Here is a 22,988-nt window from a genome sequence, read left to right as displayed (position 1 = left end):
CGTACCAATATCCAGTATCCAATATCCAATATCCACGCCCTATAACTTCAACCATGCCTTCACATCGTCCATAGACGCAAAAACAAAGAGCGCCTCAGCCAGCGCGAGCAATTCATCCGCAGCGAGCGTCGCAACGCGCTGCTGCACCTCCGGTGGCGGCGGGCCAAAGCGCCGCTCCACCTGGTGCAGCAGCAAAGCAGCCTGACCCTGGGTCAAGCCCTTCACCAAGCCCCGTGCCTCACCCTCCTTTGCGGCAAGCTCCTCGATACTGGTCACAAAGGTATCCATTTCCACCTCCTCTTGTTCGATTTGATGCATTGTAGCACGAACTTGTTCATTCATGTACTCGTTAAGGCGTAGCAATTGATCCAACAGCCGATAGAGCAAGCGCAAGTCTTCAGCACGGTAGCCCTTGCGGAAGAAGGAACGGAAGTGCGCCAATTTGCGCTGCATGCGCTCCTCCGGCTTGCCGCGTGTCTCTTGGGCATCGCGGTGCAACAGCACGACCATAGCGACCGGGTTGCTGCTGGCATCGAGCATGGCGCGATCGACATCCAGCAACTTCACGGCACCAAAGCGTAAGCGCAGTTCCGTCAGTGCAGAGATGCTCTGTCAGGAGTGCATCTGGAATCCGTGTAGCGTGCATGATCACCGCAAAGAGATAGACCCGGCGCAAGTCATGTGTGGCAATGAATTTGGTGAGTTCATCAACCATACGACTCCAGAATTGCTGCACAAACCAAGTCAGCAACATCTGTTCGGTGCGTTCCCATCCTGAAAATTCAATAAGAATAATTTTTCTGCTACGTACAACTTCACATATTTGGGTGATAATCCTAGTGATACATTAATCTATTTCATGCTGATCATATTCAACAGCAAGCCATTCAGCCAGACGTTGTAAAATCCCATGTTCATCAAGGCGCATTCCTGTCTCAAATCCAATCTCAATCTTGTGGAAAGGATAGGTCATCTCTCTGAGCAGACCATGCATGCGCTGCATGAACCACTCCGATCCCATTGCATAGCTCTGCTGTGTCAGAAAGAGCGCGGCACCACCGCCTTTGCCCAAATTCTCTCGTGTCGCCTCGAATGTAGCCACCGCTTGCTTGAAATCAATGTAGCAGAGCCTATCCTCAAGCTGGCGTGGGTTTGCTTGGGGCGGTGGTGGCGCTGCATTGGCGGACGTGCCAACAAGACCCTGCCAAAATGCTTCAAGCTTCTGCAATGGGATGCTACCCTCGTCAAAGCAGCGCACACCCTCCAGCAGATTGCAAAGAGCACCAGGGTACTTGGCACAGGTGCAGACAATGCTGAACACATCCGCACGATCTTGATCACGCCGAGGAATAGCCCCAGGTACATGTTCCGCTAGAAATATCAAGACATCATCGCGTATACTGCGATCCCTGATAGAGTCGCAAGCGAGCAACAGGTTAACCATCTGGCTAATTTGTGGAGGCTTAAGCTGCATTGTATCCTTGCTGTTTGCTTATGGGAAGTGGACTTTGTTAATTGCCCCGTCGTTTTGTCACCTTGAGGGAAGGCTCGTAGAAACGTTACCGTTTGCACCATAGGTAGTGCCGACTTTAGTCGGCTTCCCATCACTTCCAAAGACCTCAGCCGACTAAAGTCGGCACTACGACGATAAAACGAAAAGTTCGTTTCTCCTCCCTCATCCCCTCTGCCGCCAAAACGCTTCCAGCGCCTGGAACGCAAATGTACCTCGATCAAAAAAACGCACCCCAGCTATAAGTTCCTCCAATGTGCCATATTCGTTGCAGGTGGTAACGATGTTCAAGACATCGTTGCGGTTCTGCGTATCACGCTCAATCGCATGGCGCACATGTGGCTCGATAAATTCTAACACGCTCGCACGGCGGTTGCTCTGTTGCATCACCGGACATGCCAAGAGTAGCTCAACTAGCTCTTGTACCTCTTTTCGATCCAGATGACGAGATGAAGCTTGAGGCGGCAGCATGGTGGCTTCGACAGGCTCAGCCAGCGGCCCGTCGTTGGCTGAGCTTGTCGAAGCCAACGACGGGGTAGTGGCTTCGACAGGCTCAGCCAGCGGCGCGCTGCGGCGCGCTCCCTGCCCATCCCCATCCCCATCCGCAAGCAGATAGACCGGGCGCTGCTCGCGGGTGCGTAGGTAGAGCGTCGGTACGTACCAGCTTGCGCCATCCTGTTCGATGACGTAGAGCGAACGGCGCGCTTCGGCGACGGCGGCCTGCAGCGAGCGACCGCGAGCGAGTTCGCGGTAGCAGACTTCGCTAAAGCGGGTTGCCGCTGTGACGCGCACGGTCAGTTGCATGGCAACCACCGCTTCAGAGACGGCGCTCAGCGCGGGGGCGATGCCGGTAAAGAGGCTCGCTTGTGGCGTGGTTGGCACCATCGCCGACTGGCAGGCAAAGAGCATGATCAGGCGTATCTCGCCGAGCAGGGTCGCCAAGCGCCCTGCACTGACCAGTTCATGCTGGCCCGCGCCGATCTCGCTGTCAAAGACCAAGTAGCCCTGGCCGTCGCTATAACTCCCGTGGCCATAGTAGTGAATCACGTCGGGCGGTGGCCCGGCACGCATGCGATCATCGAGCGCACGCGCCGTCACCGGCGCAAGCTCGTCCCACGTTAGTAGCCCCTGATCGCGCAGCGCCGTCCAACTGGCATGGCGCGCGGCGCGCTCTGCGGCACGAATCTGCGGGGGAATGCCCGCCTGTGGCGCAAGGGCCAAGATGTGCAACTTCTGCCCCACCGGCAACGGTGGCGACAGGGCTTCGTTCAGATCGATGTAGCGCACCAGGGCATCAGGCTGACGCCCCCCGCGCGAGAGCAGCAGCGCCTGGCGATCATCCCACAGCGCCTCCCAAGGCAGCGCCGCCAACTCCACCGCCGCAGGCGGAAACCGGAGCAAGTAGGTCAACGCTTGACGCTGTGTACGCGCCGCCTCACGCGCTAGGCGCAACGCCAACTCCCCTGCGCGGTCGGCAATTAAGGCGGCATAGAGCTGTTGCCCTACCAATCGGTGCAACTCAGGCACTATGCGACGGCCATCCCAGAACCCGAGGGCGCTCAGGTGTTGCACCTCTTCAGGGCTAAAGGGAGGCCCAACGTCAGGATATTCAGGATGTTGCAGTGCATCAAGCGCCTTGATCAATGTCGGCAACGCTTCGCGGGCAAAAGGTAAACTAAATGAACTGCTGTATACCCCACCAGCATTGCTCTCCCACTTAATGCGCGCCCCATCAGGGGTTGGGGTAAAGCGCAGCGTTAGATAGGGGGGATTTGGATCGTTTTGTGGTATCATTGTTTGAAGGAATGATGATAAAAACAGTGTTTATGTTGAGTATAACATAGATCATTCCTCACGCTATGCTTTTGACATGGTTATAGCATCCAGTAGGCTACACTATGGGCCAGCATGAGCGCCACCATCAATGCTGCGCCCGGTACGGCTGAATCGGTGCGCGTTGCCCGAAATCCAACGTAGATGCCGAGTGGCAGGGTGAGCATGCCTGCAATGACGACTGCTGAGCAAGATCACCGGGCGACTCATCTGCCAGAGGCCACGTAGCGGCAAAGCCATTGAGATACTTAACAATCTCTGCTTACCTCCCATCCTGCAGGAATCGTATAGCTTTCACGCCGCCAACGCCAACCGGGTGCGAGGATCTCGCCAGGTTCAGCGATGTAGAGGCCATACAGGGCTGCGTGCAGCACGGTCAGTTGTTGGGCAAGGTTGCCTGGTTCGCCAAGCGGGTGGCCGAAGGGCCAAGCAAGGTAGAGGCTTCGTGGTGAGCGTACCTGTTCAGCAATCGGTTTCAGACTGGTCAGGCACATGGTGCTGATGCCCTCGGCTTCAATAGCGCGTGCGATCAGTCCGACGGACTGATTACAGAGTCCTCAGGCTGGCGTGAGCAGCACGGCGTCAACTTGCTCTTGACGCAGTTGCACGGCAACTTCCGGTGCCGTCTGCTGGATGAGGGTGGTACGATGGGGCGGTTCGATGTGGCCCATAAAGCTGTAGCAGTCGCTGAGGCTGCCGATCTGACCCTGCTGGGCTAGGTTGTGCAACAATTCCCGTGGGAAGAGAATGTTGAAGTCGCGGCGCACATCGTCATGGTTGTAGTAATCATGCGTCACCGTGAGTTCTGCGTCGGGTGTTGTGGTGCTGATGCGCCGGTAAGAGGCATCGCCACGCGCATCGGCCATGTTGAATGGCGGTTGATCGCGCCGATGAATGCCACCAGTGGTCACTAGCGCGATGCGACACTCCGGTAGCGGCTTGGTGAGCGGCGTAAAGGGGATGCTATCGAAACGCAACGCTTGATAACCTCTGGCCCATACCTGGGCCAGCACGGGAATCTGCGAAAACAGTTGGCCGGTGGCTCGCTGAAGCCGCTGCCAGACCTTGTTAGACTCGGGCTGATCCATGCCTCATTTATACCATTTCCGATTGTAGATTGCAGATTGCAGATTGCCGAACATGGCGTCCCAATGAGCTTGCGCGTGCTTGATGATGCGGCATGTTCAAGGGTAATAGGTATTACTCCCTACACTATTCAAACCCCAGTCATAGTCACGGTAGGCGAGTTGCCCACGGTTGGCCTGCATGAGCCAGGCCCGCCGTGGGTCGTCGGGCAATGTGCGCCGGAGCAGAGCGACAATCCCTAGCGGGCCATCAAAGTCGTCGCGGTACCAGCGGAAGATCTGCGAAATCTGCACCTGGTTGCGGGCTTGGTCAATAACGACATCGCTATCTACGAAGCTGCGCGTCGCCAGCTCGAGTTGGTCTTCGATCAGGTCGGCGCTGTAGATGCCAATGGGTGGACAGGAACGGCTGGCGCAGTTGAGGGCGAAGTGGATGCGCGGATCGAGCGGTTCAACCATCCACGCTCGGCGTGGGTCATTCGCGCCAAACTGCGGCCCGGGCAGGAAGGGGTTCCCGCGATTGGCACGCAGGATGCCGTGTTCAATGTCCTCAAGCGAGCAGCGCTGCCCGCCGATGAGATAGGCGGCACGCCGAAAGAAGCCGAGCCCGGCCCATTGGCTGGTGACGCTCGTGCGTACATCGTAGGCAATCACCGCGTCAATCACCAGCGCATTGTAGAGGTTGATCCAAAAGGCCAAGCGTTCGCTACGACTGGCTAGGCGGGCGGGATCGTAGCGTGCAAGCTGCGGTGTGAGCCTAGTCTGATAGTCGGCATAGGCCGGGCTGGTACGCAACTGGGCATAGTTGACGGTACGGCCTTCAGCGTCCATTGCCGCCGCTTTGAAGCCGTTGACCGCCGCTTTGATCGCTGCGCTTAGCGCTTGGCCGTCAAGGGGCGGCTGGTCTGGCGCGGCTGCATCCTCTGGGTGGCGATTGAGTACTTCGCGGTCACGGCGGCCTAAGACCAAGCCAAGCACCGCTTCGCGTAGATTAATGACTTCTTGCATCATCCCTCCTTTACAAACGCATCAGATTACGTAGTGCCTGAGCCGCTTGGCTGCGCGCCACCGGCTCGTAGAGGGCGTTGCTGCCGATGCTGGCCCAGCGGGGGGCTAGGCTGGCGGCAAGGGCTGGTTCGCTCACGCCTGGCCCGGCGCTGACAAAGAGCGCCCGGCGGCTCAGGTGCTGCGGCAACTGCTGGGCCAATGCGCCCACCGCAGCGCTTTGGTCGCGGCCCGCCTCGGCGTGGAGCAACCAGAAGATTTCGATACGTTGATAATACGCGCTTTCGGCGCGTACCCGTGCAGCCACCTGGCTCACTACGCGGGCGAGATCAACGCGGCCCTGACATGGTTCACGTACCAGCGCGGCCAACTCGGCGGGGCCATTGAGCGTTTGGGCTGCCTGTAGGCGCGTTGCAAAACTGGCCGCCTGTACGACTGCCCCCCGCGCCCGTCCGGTGCGCGCCAAGGCCAACGCACTCGCCTTGAGCAGCGGCTCCAGATCGCCAGCGGTCGCATCACTCATCTGCACCAGCAAGAGCAACAGGGTTTGACGGCGCTCTGGTGGACGTTCGCGCCCGTAGTAGAGCAATTCGCCGTTGAGGTAGCGGTAGTTGAGCAACAATTCTGGCAGAGCCCACTCGCTCGGTAGCGCCGCATCGAGCCAACCGGAGCGGGCGATGCCACCATAGCCATTGAGTGCATAGGTCTGCACCGCGCTCCCATGTTCAGCCTCCGCCAAGGCGGGCAGAAAAGCAAGCACCTCATCAATCAGCGTATGGCTCAATGGCGGCAGACGCAGCAACTCGGTCAGCGCCCGCAGATCGGCAAGCGAGGCAAGCCCCAAGGCTACTTGCCCCAACTCGGCCACAAAACGCACATCGCTGGGCGCAAGGGCTTGGAGGCGGGCGAGGATGAGGGGGCGCAGCGCCGTGGCATCGTCAGGTTGCGCCAGCAGCGCGGTGGCGTCGCCAGGTTGCGCCAGCAGCGCGGTGGCTTCAACAGGGTTGCGCCTAGCGGTGGCTGAGCTTGTCGAAGCCACCGCTAGGCGCAACCCTGCCGCCAAGGCTGCGGCGGCTGCGGCAGGGCGTATCTGGGGCGGCAGGGCGAACTGCGGGGCGGCGGGCAGCCCGTGGGCTATACCAATGACCCTTGAACCTGCCGCATTATCAAGAACGCCAGAGCCCATTGGGATGCCATGTTCGGCAATCTGCAATCTGCAATCTACAATCGCAAATGGTATGACGTGGGCTAGTAGGGCGACTAGGGCGACATCGCTGAGCATTAGGCTGCGTGCGCTACGCACGGCTGGGGTTGCCGCCGCATTGCGCAGCAATGCCGCATAGCCGTCTTCGCCGCACTCGGGCCCAACTTCGGCACCGGCTAGGAGTGCGCCGAGATCGGCGACCAACCCCAAGGGCACATGGTAGCCCAATTCGGCGAGGCTACGCCACCACGCCAATGCACGGCCCCATGGCCCTGCGACAGGGTAGATGCGGGTGGTAGCGGCAGATTGCAGGTGAACGTCAAGGTACGCATCCATCTATGCAACCTCCCGCACCGCTCTCAGACGCAACAGCGGCACCAGATCAGCCACAAGGCTCAAGAAGCGCCCATCAAGGTACAGGTAGGGCCGCACGCGCCGCTCGTCTTGCAGCAGCGTAGCTAAGGGCTGGTAGCGAGTGAGCGTGCGAGTCGCGTGGCGGCGCTGACGCACATCATTGGATGTTTGGGCTGCCTGGCCCAAAGCGACCAGCACAGGCCAACTTGGTTGCGCGTGGTCTCCTTGGCGTTGTAGATAGCAATCGGCCTCATAAAAACTGAGGATGAAGCGCTGCCAAGCCTGATCATGCTCCAACAGATCGCCAAGCAAGCCGCCAAGTTCCACATTCGCGGTTGCCTGCGTAAGCGGCACCGTCGCTTGGGCCGTGGCTAGGTCAGGCCACAGGCTCAACCAGCGGTCGCGCAGGGCCATCTGGATACTGGGCTGGCCCAACAACTCAAGCAGCAACGGGCGCAGCCTAGCACGGCGGGGCAGCCATGCCTCGCTGAGGGGGCTACTCGTGAGCAGGAGGCGCACCACCGGCAGCCAATCGGAGTGGGGCAGCAATTGAGGCACATAGCGCAAGAGGCTATGGTAGGCGAGCGCCGTAGCGCCATCACGCGCAGTGGGCAAGGCCCGCGCCAGATGGATCGTCAGGCCCAAGAGCCGCGGATCGGGCCGTTCGGCAGCCCATGCAAGGTTATTGAGCGCCGCCGCCAGCCAAAGGGTCGTACTTGGGATACTGTGGGGGCGCAACGCTGCGGCACCAGGCCATGCCGCCAGCAGCGCATCCACATGCGCCCCCAGTAGGCGTTGCAGCGCAGTGGGTGGTGCCAACACCAACTGCTGGATCGTCACCCGATCATCCACTGGGCCAACTGGCGCAGCATGACCCAGCAGCAGCCGTTCGAGGAAACGTGCAAGGTTGTGATGGCTCATAGCACCATGATGAAGATGATTGGGTTTAGCGGCTGCGCCACCAAAACCCAACCACCGAGGGAATTTAGATCACCTCGATCTGATCCTTGCCCCCATAGACCGTCCACCACGGTTTCGCACCCTTGGCCAGCGTGTTGTTGAGGTTCGTAATGTTTGCCACACCGTGTTCCTCAAGCCAAGCCTCAAGCGCATCGGCCCCCTGCTTACCATAGACCGGAATACCCTCCTGCCAGGTAGCGCGCCCACAGAGGACACCGGCAAAGGGGGTATCGGCCTCAGCCGCCAACTCAAGCGTCTCGATAAAGACCTCATTGGTGACACCGGCACTCAGGTAGATGAAGGGCTTCTGCGCGACGGCTGCCGCCGAGCGGAAGAGCTCCTTGGCCTCCTCGCGGGTATAGGCCGTCTCGCCACTATGGGCACGGGTACCCTCAACATACTTCATGTTGACCGGCACCTCAACTTTGAGGACATCAACACCATACTGTGGCTTCGAGAACTCAGCCATGTAGGCGGTAACATATTTAGGCTTAATGCGAGCGAACTCAAGCGACTTATCATCCATCGATTCATCGTAGCAGATCGGCTCAAGGAAGAAAGGAATATCAATCGCCTTACACTCAGCCCCGATGCGCTCAATAAAGGCATGCTTAATCTCATTGATGCGCGCCTCATCTTCGGGATTGTAGTAGAGCAGAATCTTCACCGCATCGCCCCCAGCGGCCTTAATACGATGGACACTCCACTCACCGAGCAGGTCAGGCAGACGACCACCGGCATTGACATCATAGCCGGTCTTCTCATACGCAAGCAGCACCCCCGCATCGGGAGCCTTATGCTCCAGGGCAGGCAGCCCATACTCAGGATCCATGAGAATCGCGGTCGAGTGCCTCGTCAGCACCCGCGTCACCGCCGTCTTAAAGGCAGTCATATCAGCATTACTCGCATCGCTACCACGCGCTTTCGCAATCGCCTTCTTGAGCGAACCACGCTGATCCATTGCAGCAGCGGCAATAATACCGTTTTCATTGGCACATGCCTGAATACCAGCAAACTTGCCTCGCGTCATTTGGAATTTAGCCATTGTTTCCTGCTCCTTTGCATAGAGAGGCGTATTGGGGGCCATCCCCCAACATCCTAACGGTCATAGGGTCACAAGGGAACTGTGTTCCCTCGCATCCTCAGCATGAGCGTGCAGGGCTATTATAACCGATTGTAGCGGATTATGTTGGCTATGCGCTAGGCTACAATGACGAATGAGATCGAAACATGCCCTTCAGGTATGGTACAATGCGCCCGTATAACTGCCCGTATGCGTTTAGGGACGATCTGGAGGAATAATGAAACAGCTAGTGAGTGCGTTCATGTTCGTACTCGGGCTGGGTGTTGGGCTTGTGGGTGGCGCAGCGCTGCTCGCCTATGCCTACCAGGCCGCAGGACTCTACCCACCCGATGATGCGACAATCAAGTTTATTGCCCGCGAGCGCGGTTGGCTCCGCGATGATGTCTAAGGCGGAGTAGCGCCTTGTGGTTCGAGTCGCGGAGGGCATGACCCTCCGCATTCAATCATTGCGGCAACGTTAATTGAACCTGCACAAGGAGGTGCCTCTTATGGAGAAGCCCTGGCTCTCGAGCTATGAAGAGGGCGTCCCGGCGACACAGACGTACCCGGAAATAACCCTGAGTGACCTGTTTCAGCAGACGACTCGTACCTACCCCGATAAGACCGCAACCAATTTTGTGCTGAAGTATCTCCTTGGTGGACGCTTTACGGTCGGTGGGCGCTTGAGTTATCAACAACTCAATGAATTGGTAGAACGCATGGCAACGGCGCTCTATCAGCTTGGGGTGCGTAAGGGCGACCGCGTGGCAATGATGCTGCCCAATTCGCCGCACTATGTCATTACCTTCTTTGCGGCCATGCGTATCGGCGCGGTGGTGGTCAATATTAATCCGACCTATACCGCCCGCGAGTTGCAGCAGCAGGTGGCCGATGCCGGTGCCGAGACCATGGTGCTGCTCAATATCTTTTGGCCGCGCCTGCGTGAAGTACAGCGCGAAACGCCAGTCAAACGAACGGTGGTCGCGTATGTCTTCGATACGCTAAATTTCCCCTCTAATCTGTTGGTTAAAATGTCGCAAAAGAAGACGCCTGAGTGGGTTGATGTGCCCCCTGAAGAGGGTGTCTTCTTCTTTAATCACCTCTTGCAAAAGTATGGCCCCGCTCCGCCCAAGGTTCCGGTGACGCCCGATGATACCGCCCTCTTTCAGTATACCGGCGGCACCACCGGCCTGCCCAAGGCGGCCATGTTGAGCCACCGTAACCTCGTGGCCAATACCCTCCAGATTAGCGCCTTCTTGCCCAGTGCGATCCGCGGCGGCGAAAAGATGATGTGCGCGATCCCCTTCTTTCACGTCTATGGCATGACCGTGGCGATGATCTATGGCATCCACCTGGGCGCTGAGTTGACCATTGTGCCCAATCCGCGCCCGATTGATAATGTGATGAACATTATGCAGAAGGAGCGTGCGACCCTCTACCCCGGTGTGCCCGCCATGTATATCGGTATTATTAACCATAAGGATGTTGCCAACTACGATCTGCGGAGTATCCGTGCATGCCTCTCCGGCTCCGCCCCGCTCCCCATTGAAGTCCAAGAGAAGTTTGGCGAACTCACCGGCGGACGCCTCGTTGAGGGCTTTGGTATGACCGAGATGAGCCCCTGTTCGCACGCTAACCCGGTCTTTGGCAAACGTAAAGCCGGGAGCATCGGCGTGCCCCTCAGCGATACCGAGGCCAAGATTGTTGACCTCGAAACCGGCGCTGATCTGCCCTTCGAAAACGAATCACAAGGCGAACTCTGTGTGCGCGGCCCCCAGGTTATGTCTGGCTACTGGAATCGCCCCGAAGAGACCAAGCTCACCATTGATGCCGATGGCTGGCTGCATACGGGTGATATTTGCAAGGTTGATCCCGAAGGCTATTTCTATGTGGTTGACCGCAAGAAGGATATGATCATCGCTTCGGGCTATAAGGTCTTGCCCCGTGATGTCGAAGAGGTACTCTTCATGCACCCCAAAGTCATGGAGGCGGTGGTGGTGGGCATCCCCAACCCCAAACGTGGCGACGATACGGTCAAAGCCTTTATTGTACCCAAGCCCGGCGAAACCCCCACAACGGCGGAGATCCAGGAATTCTGCAAGCAGCACTTGGCACAGTATAAGATTCCGCGTGAGGTTGAGCTACGTAGCGAACTGCCCAAGACCATGGTCGGCAAAGTGCTGCGCCGCGTCCTCATTGAAGAGGAGAAGGCGAAAATGGCCATGGCCGGATAGAGGTACTGAGGATTGAACCACAGAGACACAGAGATGGGAAGGGATGGTTTCAGAAATGCGCTTTCAGCTTTACCGTCGTAGTGCCGACTTATGGTCTTCCAGTAAATAATCCGCTAACCAGACCTCGCAGATCTGGCATATCTATCAGGTCTAGTCCGTGCCGCGACACCGGATTAATTTCTGGAAGACCATTAGTCGGCATCCAAGGGTTGTCGGCGACCTCAGCCGACTAAAGTCGGCACTACCTAATGGCGTAAACGGTAAAGTGACCTAAAACCTGCTCTAACGGAGGGAGTGCCACCCCACACCCTTCTCGGTGTTCTCTGTGCCTCTGTGGTTCAATACCTCCACATCGCTGCAAAAACTCTATTTCCCACCCGACTCGCGGCGCGCCTCGATCACATCATTGATCCGATTGAGGCGGTCAAGGATGTTGGAGAGCTGGCTGATGCTCTGGATGGTGAGCACAATCAGGAGCACGGCGCGCCCGGAGCGGCGGGTGGGGCTCTGTTCGATACGTTCGATATTGATGCCAGCGTCGGCAATCACAATCGAGATGTCGCGCCAGAGGCCAACCCGATCCCACGATTCGATACGAACCGGCACCGAGTAGCCTTTGGGCTGCTGGCCCCCCCAGGTCACATCAATCAGGCGGTTGCGGTCGCGCTCGTTCACAATGGTACGACAATCGGCGCGATGGACGGTGACGCCGCGCCCACGGGTGACGAAGCCAACCACAGGTTCCCCTATAATCGGGTTGCAGCAGCGGGCGAGGCGGTTGTAGATTGCACCAACGCCACAGACATGCACCCCTATGGGTTGGTTGCGCGGCGCGGCTGGTGGCTTAAGCAGATCAACCGGCAGATTATCTTGGGCCTGTTGCTGCTCGACCTGTTGCGTGAGCGCTTTTTGAGCCACACCACGAGCGGTCAATTCACCAATGCCGATCTGGTGGAACATGTCTTCAATGGAGCGAGCGCCAATCAGATCGACAAGGTGATCAAAGCTAACGGTAAGCCCTAGGCGTTTGAGCTCTTTTTCCAGCAGATCGCGGCCAGCAGAGACATTCTCATCACGTTCGGCGCGGCGAAAGTGGCGCTTAATATGGTTCCGTGCGCTCGGCGTCTTCACAAAATTGAGCCAATCGCGGCTCGGCCCACGTCCCACCTTGGCGGTCATAATATCAATAATTTCGCCATTCTTCAGGTGGTAATCGAGCGGCACCATGCGCCCATTCACCCGCGCCCCAATACAGCGATGGCCCACCTCTGAGTGGATGTGATAGGCAAAATCCACCGGCGTGGAACCCAAGGGCAGATCGATGATCTTCCCTTTGGGGGTAAAGGTATAGACCAATTCTTCCAGTTCAGGCTTAAGGCTCTCGACAAACTCACGGTCATCGGCAAGTTCAATGCGCCAAGAGATCAGTTCGCGTAGCCAACGAATTTTAGTCTCATAATTCTGGTCGGAACGCGATCCAAAGCCCTCTTTGTAGCGCCAATGGGCAGCGATGCCGTGTTCAGCGACCGTGTGCATATCTTCGGAGCGAATCTGCACCTCACAGTGGTGGCCGCCAGGAATAATCACCGTGGTATGAAGTGATTGGTAGCTACTCTCTTTGGGCACTGCGATATAATCATCAAACTCACTGAGGACGGGCGTCCAAGTACTATGCACCAAACCAAGCACACGGTAACAAGCACCTTTAGCCTTATCGGGATCAGGTTCTTGCACAATCACCCGCACGGCAAGTTGGTCATAGATCTGTTCAAGCGAGACGCCCTTACGCTCCATTTTGCGCCAGATCGAATAGATATGTTTCGGGCGACCACTCACTTGGGCATGCAGACCCTCTTTTTCAAGCGCATCACGCAGCTTACTCGTCACCCGCTGGATCAGCCGTTCACGCGTCTCCTTACGCATACTCAAGCCATCGGAGATCTCTTTATAGCGGTCGGGATACATCCCCTTAAACGCAAGATCTTCCAACTCAGACTTCACCTGCCACATCCCGAGGCGATGAGCGAGGGGCGCATAGATATCGAGGGTTTCACGCGAGACACGGCGCTGCTTCTCGGGCGAGGTAACGCCCAGCGTACGCATATTGTGCAAGCGGTCGGCCAACTTAATCAAGATCACGCGGGGGTCATCGGCGGTAGCAATGAACATCTTGCGATAGGAACCAGCCTGAAGCTCTTCTTTGGTCTTATGTTCCAAGCCAGAGAGCTTCGTAACGCCATCTACGAGGTGGGCAATCGTAGTGCCAAAGAACTGACCGAGCAGTTCAAGGCTAATGCCGGTATCTTCAACCACATCGTGGAGCAGTGCAGCGGCAATGGACTCAGCATCAAGGCTCAGATCGAGCAGAATCGTGGCTACCGCAACAGGATGATCAATGTAGGGTTCGCCACTCTGGCGAAACTGACCCGTATGGGCAATCAGGGCCAACGCATAAGCCCGACGCACCAGATCAGTATCGGCGTCGGGCAAATAGTCACGCAAGCGGGCAACGAGCGCTTCAACCGTAGGACTCTGGTAGGCCGCGATATAATCGGCCCGCACGCGATCCGCGCTGCCATCGGGGTTATCCTGATGGCTAAGTTCTGCGGCAATCAGATCCAGCGTGGACGATTGCAGTACTGGATGCAAGGTCGTACTTATGGTCTCGACGCTCGGCTGCGAACGGCGCACTGCTGCGCATACATGCGACCCATTACGATGATCGCCAAGCCCAGATGTACTCGTAGTAGCGGAGGCAATCGAAGCGTCCATGACCACACATCCTCTCGTGGCCTGGCCTCCGCTGTGGTAGGGCAACATCACGGTGGAGCGTGCAGCCCATACCTGCGCGTGGAGTCAGGCGCTGCGTTTGAGATAAGCCGGGCGTCATGACGCAGACCTGCACCCGCCGCACCGGCAACCTAGAACGTGAACGCGGTCGGCGACTAACGCCTGACCGCGCCTGGCAATTTCACGGGCTTCCGCGACCGCGACGTATGCAAAATAATTGTGCCTAGTAGCATAACACTGAGCTATGGGGTTGTCAAGGAATTATGTATTACGTCCAGCCTAAACTATTTGACATCTCAAGCATACACATGGTATAAACAGCCCACGATGAGCAGCGGGGCAAGCTCCCCGCACCATAGCACCCTGTCTGTGCTGAGGAGAAACCAAGGTGTCACGTACGCACCGCGCCACGGTCGCGCTGGCCTGCGTCCTCGTTATTCTGGCTGCTGTCATCATGCTTGGTGCGGCAGCGCCGGGTAGTCCACCTACTGGTGTGAGCGATACGCCACGCCTGGTAGCCGCTGAGTCACCCACCGCAGCGTTGCTTCCTACGCAGCTTGCAACGCCAACCAGCACGCCCATCTCGCCCACAGCAACCTTAGCGCGCCGCGAGTTCAACGAGAGCGCGGCGATGAAAGTTGCGCCCACCAGCTTCTTGCCCGGACGCGGCCCTGAGTTGCCTGGTCAGTTTGTCCATGCGAGCCGCCGCCTCGATTTCTTTGTTGGCCAGGGCAGCTTTTCGCCTCCTGAAGTGGTCGAGATGGCTGTTAGGGCTGAACACGCCCTGAGCTATATGCAGCGCCGCTTCGCCGTAAGCCTGAGCGAACGGGTCTCGGTGGGAGTCTATGCCGCCAGCCAAGCGCCCGGACGCGGTACCCGTGGGATTGCCTATACCCATGGGCCAACCAATGTGCGCATCTACTACAATGGCAATGAAGATAAGCACTCGGCCCTGGTGGTGCTAACCCACGAGTTGGCCCATGCGCTCCAAGCGGAAGCTTATGGCAAAGATGCTCAATCCCGCTCCGATTTAATCCTGCTTGAAGGCTTGGCCTGCTGGATTACGGGTGAATATTGGCTCAGCCTCTCTGGTGCGCCCTCGTTCCAAGCCCGCGCCCGCAGCCTCTACCATGCAGGCTACAATGGTAACCTCGCCGCCATGAGCAACCGTAGTGACATCAATGCGGTCTATGATATGTGGACGGGCTTTGTGGACTACCTGACGAGTACGTATGGCTGGGAGCGCTTCAATTACCTCTATGCCAACGGACGCGGACGTGCCCCCGGTTCGGCGGATTACCAAGGGGTGTATGGCAAGAGTTTCCACGAGTTGCAGAATGAGTGGTACGCGACGCTGCGCTAGAGGTTTAGAGAGATTTAGAGTGATTCACCACAGAGGCACAGAGAACACAGAGGGTTTGGGCGTGAGGTTTAGAGAGATTTTAGAGTGATTCACCACAGAGGCACAGAGAACACAGAGGGTTTGGGCGTGAGGTTTAGAGAGATTTTAGAGTGATTCACCACAGAGGCACAGAGAACACAGAGGGTTTGGGCGTATGGCTGCTCCTAATTCATTCTCTGTGCCTCTGTGGTAAAACCCTCTGTGCCCTCTCCCTAGAGGCACAGAGAACACAGAGGGTTTGGGCGTATGGCTGCGCTCCTAATTCATTCTCTGTGTCCTCTGTGCCTCTGTGGTAAAACCCTCTGTGCCCTCTCCCTCTCCTCTACGCACGCTTTGCCCAGTAGCGCGCCAAGCCACGCCAACTGAGTTCCACTTCACCCGATTGCTGCGTAAGGGCGGCTTGATCTTCGGCGCTTAGGTGGGCCGATTCTTTGTGTGCCTGTGCTTCGAGGGCGGCGATCTGTGCTGCTTCACTCGCACCGCTGGCCATGCCTTGGCGTACCAGTTCGGCCCAACGGAGCAGCCGTTCGCGCACATCGGCAAGGTGGAAGGTGACATCGTTGTAGGCACCAAAGTGGGTCAACATGATCCACTGCGGGTTGAGGGCTGCGATCATATCGAGGGTACTCAACCAAGCCTCAATGTCCACTTCGGGCGGCGGGGTGGCGGGGCGGGTGAAGCGTTCCAGCGGCAGACGCACGCCAGTGTTATCGCCCACAAAGGCCGCACCGCTCTGCTCATCGTACCAGACAAGATGGTGGCGGGCATGGCCAGGGGCATCATAGGCGCACAGCATGCGCCCACCCAAACGCAGACGCTCACCGCCAACGAGCGTCTCAATCGCGGCGGCAGGTGCGGGCACAGTGCGCCCCCACAAGGTCTCCAGTTGATCGCCCCAGAGCTGCCCAGCACTCTTGATCAAACGTGAAGGATCGATCAGGTGGGGAGCGCCGCGCTCATGGACATGGATACGGATATTGGGGTTGCGCTCAAGGATCAAACCACTCGCCCCGGCGTGATCAAGGTGGATATGGGTCACGACAATGTGCCGAATATCCGCCAAGCTCATATCGTGTTGTGCCAACGCTGCTTCAACATTGGGCAGAGTTCCGGCTGGACCTGGATCAACCAGGGCTGGCTCATCACCGAGCAGCACGTACGTGGCCACCACATGGGGTCGCCCCATATGGTGGGTGTCGAGAATCAAGACGCCTTCGGGGTAGGTTCTGGTATTCATACAAGGGATGATACCACACGCTCTGGGCTGATGGCAGCCATACATTCTGGGCCAAGCGTGGCGCGTGGGCATGCCGCAAAGACCCCACAGGGGCTACAGGCAAGATCGGCGCGAATGACCTGGTGGCGCTGCGGATCGCCCCAGGGTCCAAAGCGCAGATGATCACTTGGGCCGTAGAGGTGGCGGGTAGGAACACCTTGGCTCACGGCGAGATGCAGCGGGCCACTGTCCACTCCTAGCACCAGTGCGGCCCGGCCCAGCAGCGCAGCCAACTGGCCCACACTGGTCTGCCCGGCCAGTTGTAGCGCCGGTTGGCGCATACGTTGGGCAATTTCCGCCACGAGTGCTGCTTCACCCGGGCCACCAGTGAGCAGCAGGCGGGTTGCGGGCTGGCTGGCGATCTGATCGGCAACAGTCGCCCAATGGGCGGGCAGCCAATGTTTACACGGCCCGCCAGTGCCCGCATGGATGACCACAAGCCGCAGATCCGACTGAAGTTGTTGGGCTACCCACTGGCTGGCCCAGGCATGTTCGGCGGGCGTGGGTTGAAAGTGGAGCGGCGGGCTTCCCGTGGGCGTATGGGCCAAGGGCTGACCAACGAGCGCCCCCACCACAGCGAGCGCCTGGCGCGTCACATGCTCACGCGGATCATAGGGCAACGCGGTCGTAAGCAGCGCCTGCACAGCAGGATGGGCGTGGCCAATGCGCTGAGGAATACCGGCTACCCACGCGAGCAACGCCCCCCACCAATGGTCATCACGCAGCAGCAGGGCAGCAGTGTAGCGCTGGCGGCGCAGCAACAGCCCATAGTGAAGCAGCAGTAGGTAGGGGCGCAGCGAGCGGCGCGGTGCAGCATTGCGCGTAAAGCCAGGAAAGGGCAACGTGGTAAGCGCATCAAGCTGAGGGTTACGCTGCCACATCTGGTAGGCCCAAGGGCCAACCAGCCCAGTGAGCTGGGCTTGGGGTAGCCCTTGGCGCAGAGCCGCCAAAGCAGGCGTGGCCAGCAGCAGATCGCCCAAGTGGTCGGGCTTGATCAGCAGGATACGCTGGCGGGAGGAAGGGGGCACGAATGGTAAGGAAGGAAATAGCAAAGAGAAAATAGAAAATACAAACCTATTTCCTCATTTCCTACTTCCTACTTCCTAAAACAGCATAGCTCCACACTCGCGTGCAAGCTGGCGCAAGCGTTCGGCGGTGGGCTTGTTGGCGCGCTGCTGCTCTTGGTCGGCCAGTTCATTGAGGCGCTTCACCAATTCGGGGGTGAGCTTGGCCACATTGGTACGCAGCATGCGCGTGGCGTCTTGGGGCGTGTCGGCCAGAAGCAATTCGTTAATAAAGCGCTCTTCCGGGGTCATGCGCTCGTGAATGATGTTCATGGCCGTCTCACCCAATTGGTCAAAGAGGGCCATCATCTCCTGATTTTCGGCGCGTTGTGCAGCGGCGGCATTGGCCGAGAGAACCATCACGAAGGCTTCATCAATACGTTCGGCCCGTTCATGCATCGCAGCGAGCGGATCGGGGGTGCCAAGAATCTCTTCGAGCAATTGGCTACCCGCCTCAAACATCGCTTGAGCTTCACGATCAAGCTCTTCAACAATCTCAACAATGCGCGTGCGCCGGGCAGTGAGCATAGCCACACGGTCGCTATCGCCAGCGGCCTCAGCCTCTTCAATCTTCGCGGCCCACTGCTGGAAGAAGCCATAATCAATCACCCCACGCACCTCAGCGACAGCCAACTCAAGCTCATCGTCGGCAAGATCAATGAGGCGCTCCAGGGCTTCAGCCACTTCCTGCTCATCGGCGGCCCCCATCTCAGCGCCAAAGAGTTCCATCAGGCGCTGACTCAGTTGCAGCAGCAAGCTGCGGGTATCACCCTGTTCAGCGGGCGTCGCCTCAATGAAGGCATTCAGGGTTGCCATGAATTCGGGCGTAATCTCGGCACGGCGTTCCTGAACCACTTTGGTGAAATGGGACGGTTCGCTGACCATACCCGCCAGTTCGCTAATCAGATCAATGTGGGCGCGCTGGCGTTCCAGCATTTCACGGCTGATCCCATCGGCTTCAAGGATGGCATCCATGAGTGAAGGGAGCGTCAAGAAACGGCGGGGGGCGAGCAGATGGCCGCGCGGCGCATCATTGGGCAAACCGCGCATCAAAAAGGCGGTCGCCTCACCCACAAAGCGCTCCTGCTCTTCAGGTTGATTGGTCAACTCTTGGGGAAAATAGATCAAACAGAGCTGTTTCGCAGCATCGTGGTAGACCATTGGGGCCGCAAGCATACTCGCAGATTGGCAATTGGGGCAGACGGCTACATTGATCTGACCACTCAAGAATGCCTGCTTAAGTTCAGGCTGTACGGTAACATCAAGCAGCGTATAGATTCCCGTGCGGAACTGGGTGTTACAGGCAGGGCAGGTAATCTGGACAGGCTGAGGGGCAACCGGAGGCATAGATCATCTCCAAAGGCAATAATTGAGTTCTGGGGTTGATTATACCAGCAATAGGGCGTTGGGGGGAATGTGGCGCTTCAGGGGGCAGGAAATTAGGATACAGGATACAGGATACAGGATACAGGATACAGGATACAGGATACAGGATACAGGATACAGGATACAGGATACAGGATACAGGATACAGGATACAGGATACAGGATACAGGATACAGGATACAGGATACAGGATGAGCTGAATGCCAATATCCAATATCCAATATCCAATATCCAATATCCAATATCCAATATCCAATATCCAATATCCTTCCCTTAGGCTCGCGCCCAACCAACCAGCGCGAAGAGGGGATCACTCAACCAGCGGCAGGGGGAACGATCATAGAAGGTCGTTCGTTCAAACTGCTCCGAGAGTTCAAAGTAGCGGCGAACAAGGGTCGCGTGCTGTTTATCGTTGGTTGAAACCCAGACGCGCACCGCTTTACTCGGAAAGCAGCGGTTGGAAAAGCTGACGATGAAGGGGGCTCCTGGGCGCAACACGCGGCCCACTTCGGCAAAGACCTCCAATGGTTGGGTGAGGTACTGCACCGAGACGGTGCAGAGCGCCGCATCGAAACTCATTGGCTCAAAGGGGAGTTGCGGGTTCGCATTGAGGTCGTGGATCAGCCATTGATCGAGTTGGGCATTGTTGGCCAATTCCTGCTCATTTAAGCCCAGGCCCACCACCTGACGATAGGCAACTTCGGGTGGCAGGTGGCTCACAAAGCTACTCATCAGGTCGAGTACGCGCCCGCCGGGGGGCAAGAGTTCGCGGAAGAGTTGGCTTGCCGCAGCACTTGCGCGATCATCAATATGTGCTGTGAAGCGTGGGTAGAGGTAAAAGGCACTATCAGCACGCTCATCGTAGCGCCTGAAGTAGCTTGGCGGCAGACTCTGCTTCAGGTGCAACGGTAACTCCTTAATCATGTGATAATTGTATCAGCTTTGTCTGGGGCTGCGCCCCAAACCCACGTTGTTTGGTGCTATTTGGCGGCTTCGCCGCCAAATAGCACCAAACAAAAGCTATGCGGGGGCGGCAGAGCCGCCCCCGCGCCCCCACCGGAGGTGTAATATTATGCAACGCATATGTATGATTCCTGTTATAGTATAGGCTGATTTTTCCTCTCAGCGCAAGGGTGTAATATGGCAGAGGCGATGCGTGCAATCCAGGTTGCCATAACGGGCGGCCCTGAGGTGCTTCAGTTGAGCGAGTTGCCCCCACCTGAACCCGGCCCTGGTCAGGTGCGTGTCCGTGTTGCGGCGGCAGGGCTCAACTTCATTGACACCTACCATCGCACGGGGCTCTATCCGCAGACCTTGCCCTTTACGCCTGGGCTTGAGTTTGCCGGTACGATTGATGCGCTTGGGCCCGGCGTAGACGGTTGGGCTGTTGGTGAGCGGGTGGCCACACCGGCGGGCATTGGTGCATACGCAGCATTGGCATTGGCTCCTGCTGCCAAATTGGTGCGTCTGCCCAACGGTGTAGACCTGAAACTCGCAGCGGCGGCCCTGCTCCAAGGTTTAACGGCGCACTACTTGGCCTACAGTACCTATACGCTCAGATCAAGCGATACCTGTGTGATCACAGCGGCAGCGGGCGGGGTTGGGCTCTTGTTGGTACAGATTGCCAAGCGTCTCGGTGCCCGCGTGATCGGCCTGTGCGGTAGCGAAGCCAAGGCAAGCTTGGTGCGCGATGCAGGTGCCGACGAGGTGATTGTCTATACATGTGAACCCTTTGCGCCACGGGTGCGCGAACTGACCAACGGCGTAGGGGCTGATGTAGTCTATGATTCGGTGGGGGCCAGTACCTTCGAGGCCAGCCTTGAGAGCCTGCGCCCACGGGGGATGCTGGTGAGTTTTGGCAACGCCAGCGGCCCGGTTCCGCCGGTCAGCCCGCTGCTGCTCAGTACCAAAGGCTCGCTCTTCCTCACGCGGCCAACCTTGGCGCACTACACGGCTGATCAAGAGGAGTTGCAGTGGCGGGCGGGCGATCTCTTCCGCTGGATGGCCGACGGCGAACTTGCGGTACGGATTGACCGCGAATTTCCACTTGCCCAAGCGGCTGAAGCCCACCGCGCCCTTGAAGCACGCCAAACCACAGGTAAGGTGCTTTTGATTCCGTAGTAGGGAGATGGCTTCGTGGCGGCTTTACCGTTTGCGAGGACGCGAGGACGCGAGGACGTGAAGCCTTTTGGAGGTATTCAGTGCATCCTGATGTCGCAAACCTATTTTCTATTTTCTCGTTTCTGTATCCTTCCCTAAAACAGTGGAGCCTGGGGTTCCACCTAATACACAAGGAGAGCGCACCGTGCGCGTCGTGATGAAATTTGGTGGCACGTCGGTCGGTAGTGCTGCTGCTATCCGCCAAGTAGCCAAGATTGCAGTTGAGAGCCACCACGAACACGAGGTTGTGCTTGTGGTGTCGGCGATGAATGCCCCCGATTTGCGAACGACCGATACGCTCATTGCTGCTGCGAAGGCAGCGGCTGAGGGCGATGGGGATGCGACGGCGGAGGTTGCGCCGCGCTTGCTGGCAATGCACATGGAGGCCGCCGCTGCGCTGGCTACACCAAGCGATTGTGCCACCCTTGAAGTGGATTTGCGCTCAATGCTCGATTATTTGAGCAATCTGTCGCGTAGCATTGCTATCCTTGGTGAGCTAACGCCCCGCGCCCTTGATCTCTTTAGTGGCCTGGGTGAGCGTATGAATGCGCGCTTGATCGCGGCGGCGCTGCGTGGCGCTGGGCTGGATGCGCTGGCGCTAGACGCCACTGAGTTGATTGTCACCGATGATCGCTTTGGCATGGCTACGCCCTTGATGAACGAGACGCGCGAACAGGCACGGGCATGCCTGCAACCGCTGTTGATTGGTCGTCAGGTGCCGGTTGTGACCGGCTTTATTGGTGCGACTAAGGCGGGGGTGCCAACCACCCTGGGCCGGGGTGGTTCCGACTACTCATGTTCTATCTTGGGTGCCGTGCTTGACGCCGATGAGGTCTGGTTTTGGAAAGAGGTGGATGGGGTACTTTCGGCCAATCCGAAGCTTGTGCCTGAAGCCCGTACCATGGAGCGCCTCTCGTATAGCGAGATGGGTGAGATGGCCTACTATGGGGCCAATGTGCTACACCCCAAGACGGTACAGCCACTGGTGCAACGGCGCATCCCGATTCGCATCCGTAACACCTTTAACCCGGCCCATCCTGGCACGATCATCAGTGCCGAGCCAGGCAGCGGGACGGCCAAGGCGGTTACCGCGATCAAGGATGTGAGCCTGATTACGGTGGGTGGCCCTGGTATGCTGGGGCTCACCGGGGTAGCGGCGCGCATCTTCGGGGCCGTAGCCCGTGCAGGCAGCAACAATCTACTCATCTCCCAAGCCTCAAGCGAGCAGAGTGTCTGCTTTGCCGTAGCCCGCACGGAGGCTGCGGCTGCGGTGGCTGAACTGCGCGCCGAGTTGGCCAACGATTTCTCAGCGCACGACGTGGAACACATTGGGGTGATAGAGTGTACCATCATCGCCGTCGTCGGCTCCGGGATGCGCGGCACCCCCGGGATTGCCGGGCGCATCTTTGGATCCCTTGGCGACGCCGGGGTCAATATCATCGCCGTGGCCCAAGGCAGCACCGAGAATAACATCTCACTAGTAGTTGCTCCGAGCGAGGGCGATGAGGCCGTGCGGGCGATCCATCGTAGCTTTAGTTTGTGATGCTCTGTTGGCGGCTGCGCCGCCAGCGGGGGCGCACGCGAGGGAACCCGGTTCCCTCGCCCAAAGAATCGTGAAAGGGAGGGGTTCGGGGAGGGCGAAGCCCTCCCCGAAAACCCCTC

General features: G+C 58.1%; 20 protein-coding genes. 5 read left to right on the top strand and 15 right to left on the bottom strand.

Annotated elements, in window-relative coordinates; genetic code table 11:
- Nucleotides 1-39: 39 nt before the first annotated feature.
- From CJ255_RS12900 to CJ255_RS12860, 10 genes are all read right to left on the bottom strand, one after another.
- Nucleotides 40-561, bottom strand: coding sequence for a DUF4351 domain-containing protein (locus CJ255_RS12900; protein WP_124681925.1), 522 nt, complete (start codon nt 559-561; stop codon nt 40-42).
- A gap of 286 nt (nt 562-847) precedes the next feature.
- Nucleotides 848-1,474 (bottom strand): effector-associated domain 2-containing protein, encoded by a 627-nt coding sequence (locus CJ255_RS12895; RefSeq protein WP_097644511.1) that lies wholly within the window; start codon nt 1,472-1,474, stop codon nt 848-850.
- Nucleotides 1,475-1,675: 201 nt separating this feature from the next.
- The gene (locus tag CJ255_RS12890; RefSeq protein ID WP_097644510.1) at nt 1,676-3,304 is read right to left on the bottom strand and encodes a CHAT domain-containing protein; all 1,629 of its coding nucleotides are present in this window, start codon (nt 3,302-3,304) and stop codon (nt 1,676-1,678) included.
- An 80-nt stretch (nt 3,305-3,384) separates the two neighbouring features.
- Complete coding sequence (locus CJ255_RS24685) at nt 3,385-3,510, bottom strand: hypothetical protein (RefSeq protein ID WP_281257211.1); 126 nt, start codon at nt 3,508-3,510, stop codon at nt 3,385-3,387.
- A gap of 81 nt (nt 3,511-3,591) precedes the next feature.
- Nucleotides 3,592-3,837 carry a hypothetical protein gene (locus tag CJ255_RS12885; protein ID WP_097644509.1) on the bottom strand — a complete coding sequence of 82 codons (246 nt, stop codon included), beginning with the start codon at nt 3,835-3,837 and terminating at the stop codon, nt 3,592-3,594.
- A 63-nt stretch (nt 3,838-3,900) separates the two neighbouring features.
- Nucleotides 3,901-4,431 (bottom strand): glycine/sarcosine/betaine reductase selenoprotein B family protein, encoded by a 531-nt coding sequence (locus CJ255_RS12880; RefSeq protein ID WP_097644508.1) that lies wholly within the window; start codon nt 4,429-4,431, stop codon nt 3,901-3,903.
- A gap of 96 nt (nt 4,432-4,527) precedes the next feature.
- Nucleotides 4,528-5,439, bottom strand: a complete 912-nt coding sequence (locus CJ255_RS12875; RefSeq protein WP_245863381.1) for a DUF547 domain-containing protein — start codon at nt 5,437-5,439, stop codon at nt 4,528-4,530.
- Nucleotides 5,440-5,446: 7 nt separating this feature from the next.
- Nucleotides 5,447-6,973 (bottom strand): hypothetical protein, encoded by a 1,527-nt coding sequence (locus CJ255_RS12870; protein WP_097644506.1) that lies wholly within the window; start codon nt 6,971-6,973, stop codon nt 5,447-5,449.
- Nucleotides 6,974-7,912, bottom strand: coding sequence for a hypothetical protein (locus CJ255_RS12865; protein ID WP_124681924.1), 939 nt, complete (start codon nt 7,910-7,912; stop codon nt 6,974-6,976). It lies immediately after the preceding gene.
- A gap of 64 nt (nt 7,913-7,976) precedes the next feature.
- Entirely contained in the window at nt 7,977-8,996 is a 1,020-nt protein-coding gene (locus CJ255_RS12860; protein WP_097644521.1) for a tagatose 1,6-diphosphate aldolase, read from the bottom strand.
- A gap of 256 nt (nt 8,997-9,252) precedes the next feature.
- Here CJ255_RS12860 and CJ255_RS12855 point away from each other — a divergent pair, with 256 nt between their 5' ends.
- Together CJ255_RS12855 and CJ255_RS12850 are read left to right on the top strand one after the other, a co-directional pair.
- Nucleotides 9,253-9,423: a hypothetical protein gene (locus tag CJ255_RS12855; protein WP_097644504.1), complete on the top strand. Its 171-nt coding sequence runs from the start codon at nt 9,253-9,255 to the stop codon at nt 9,421-9,423.
- A gap of 100 nt (nt 9,424-9,523) precedes the next feature.
- On the top strand, nt 9,524-11,248 hold the full coding sequence (locus CJ255_RS12850; protein WP_097644503.1) for a long-chain-fatty-acid--CoA ligase: 1,725 nt from the start codon (nt 9,524-9,526) through the stop codon (nt 11,246-11,248).
- Nucleotides 11,249-11,614: 366 nt separating this feature from the next.
- On the opposite strand, the gene CJ255_RS12845 is transcribed toward CJ255_RS12850, so the two are convergent.
- Entirely contained in the window at nt 11,615-14,020 is a 2,406-nt protein-coding gene (locus tag CJ255_RS12845) for a RelA/SpoT family protein (protein ID WP_097644502.1), read from the bottom strand.
- Between the two features lie 406 nt (nt 14,021-14,426).
- Here CJ255_RS12845 and CJ255_RS12840 point away from each other — a divergent pair, with 406 nt between their 5' ends.
- Entirely contained in the window at nt 14,427-15,401 is a 975-nt protein-coding gene (locus tag CJ255_RS12840) for a DUF2268 domain-containing putative Zn-dependent protease (RefSeq protein WP_165774694.1), read from the top strand.
- A 361-nt stretch (nt 15,402-15,762) separates the two neighbouring features.
- Here CJ255_RS12840 and CJ255_RS12835 read toward each other — a convergent pair whose 3' ends face one another.
- From CJ255_RS12835 to CJ255_RS12815, 4 genes are all read right to left on the bottom strand, one after another.
- Nucleotides 15,763-16,677, bottom strand: coding sequence for an MBL fold metallo-hydrolase (locus CJ255_RS12835; RefSeq protein ID WP_097644501.1), 915 nt, complete (start codon nt 16,675-16,677; stop codon nt 15,763-15,765).
- Nucleotides 16,674-17,744 carry a glycosyltransferase family 9 protein gene (locus CJ255_RS12830; RefSeq protein ID WP_097644519.1) on the bottom strand — a complete coding sequence of 357 codons (1,071 nt, stop codon included), beginning with the start codon at nt 17,742-17,744 and terminating at the stop codon, nt 16,674-16,676. Before CJ255_RS12830 ends, CJ255_RS12835 begins: the two co-directional genes overlap by 4 nt.
- 75 nt (nt 17,745-17,819) lie before the next feature.
- Nucleotides 17,820-19,127 (bottom strand): CpXC domain-containing protein, encoded by a 1,308-nt coding sequence (locus tag CJ255_RS12825; protein WP_097644500.1) that lies wholly within the window; start codon nt 19,125-19,127, stop codon nt 17,820-17,822.
- 312 nt (nt 19,128-19,439) lie between these two features.
- Nucleotides 19,440-20,090, bottom strand: coding sequence for a class I SAM-dependent methyltransferase (locus CJ255_RS12815; protein WP_097644498.1), 651 nt, complete (start codon nt 20,088-20,090; stop codon nt 19,440-19,442).
- 228 nt (nt 20,091-20,318) lie between these two features.
- Between CJ255_RS12815 and CJ255_RS12810 the strand changes: the two genes are divergently transcribed.
- Both CJ255_RS12810 and CJ255_RS12805 read left to right on the top strand, forming a co-directional pair.
- The gene (locus CJ255_RS12810; protein ID WP_097644518.1) at nt 20,319-21,287 is read left to right on the top strand and encodes a quinone oxidoreductase family protein; all 969 of its coding nucleotides are present in this window, start codon (nt 20,319-20,321) and stop codon (nt 21,285-21,287) included.
- A gap of 184 nt (nt 21,288-21,471) precedes the next feature.
- Nucleotides 21,472-22,869 carry an aspartate kinase gene (locus CJ255_RS12805; protein ID WP_097644497.1) on the top strand — a complete coding sequence of 466 codons (1,398 nt, stop codon included), beginning with the start codon at nt 21,472-21,474 and terminating at the stop codon, nt 22,867-22,869.
- Nucleotides 22,870-22,988 lie beyond the last annotated feature (119 nt).

The sequence above is a fragment of the Candidatus Viridilinea mediisalina genome (genome assembly GCF_002532535.1).
Lineage (GTDB): Bacteria > Chloroflexota > Chloroflexia > Chloroflexales > Chloroflexaceae > Viridilinea > Viridilinea mediisalina.
Note: the sequence above shows the minus strand (reverse complement) of the source record. Positions and strands in the feature narration are given on the sequence as shown.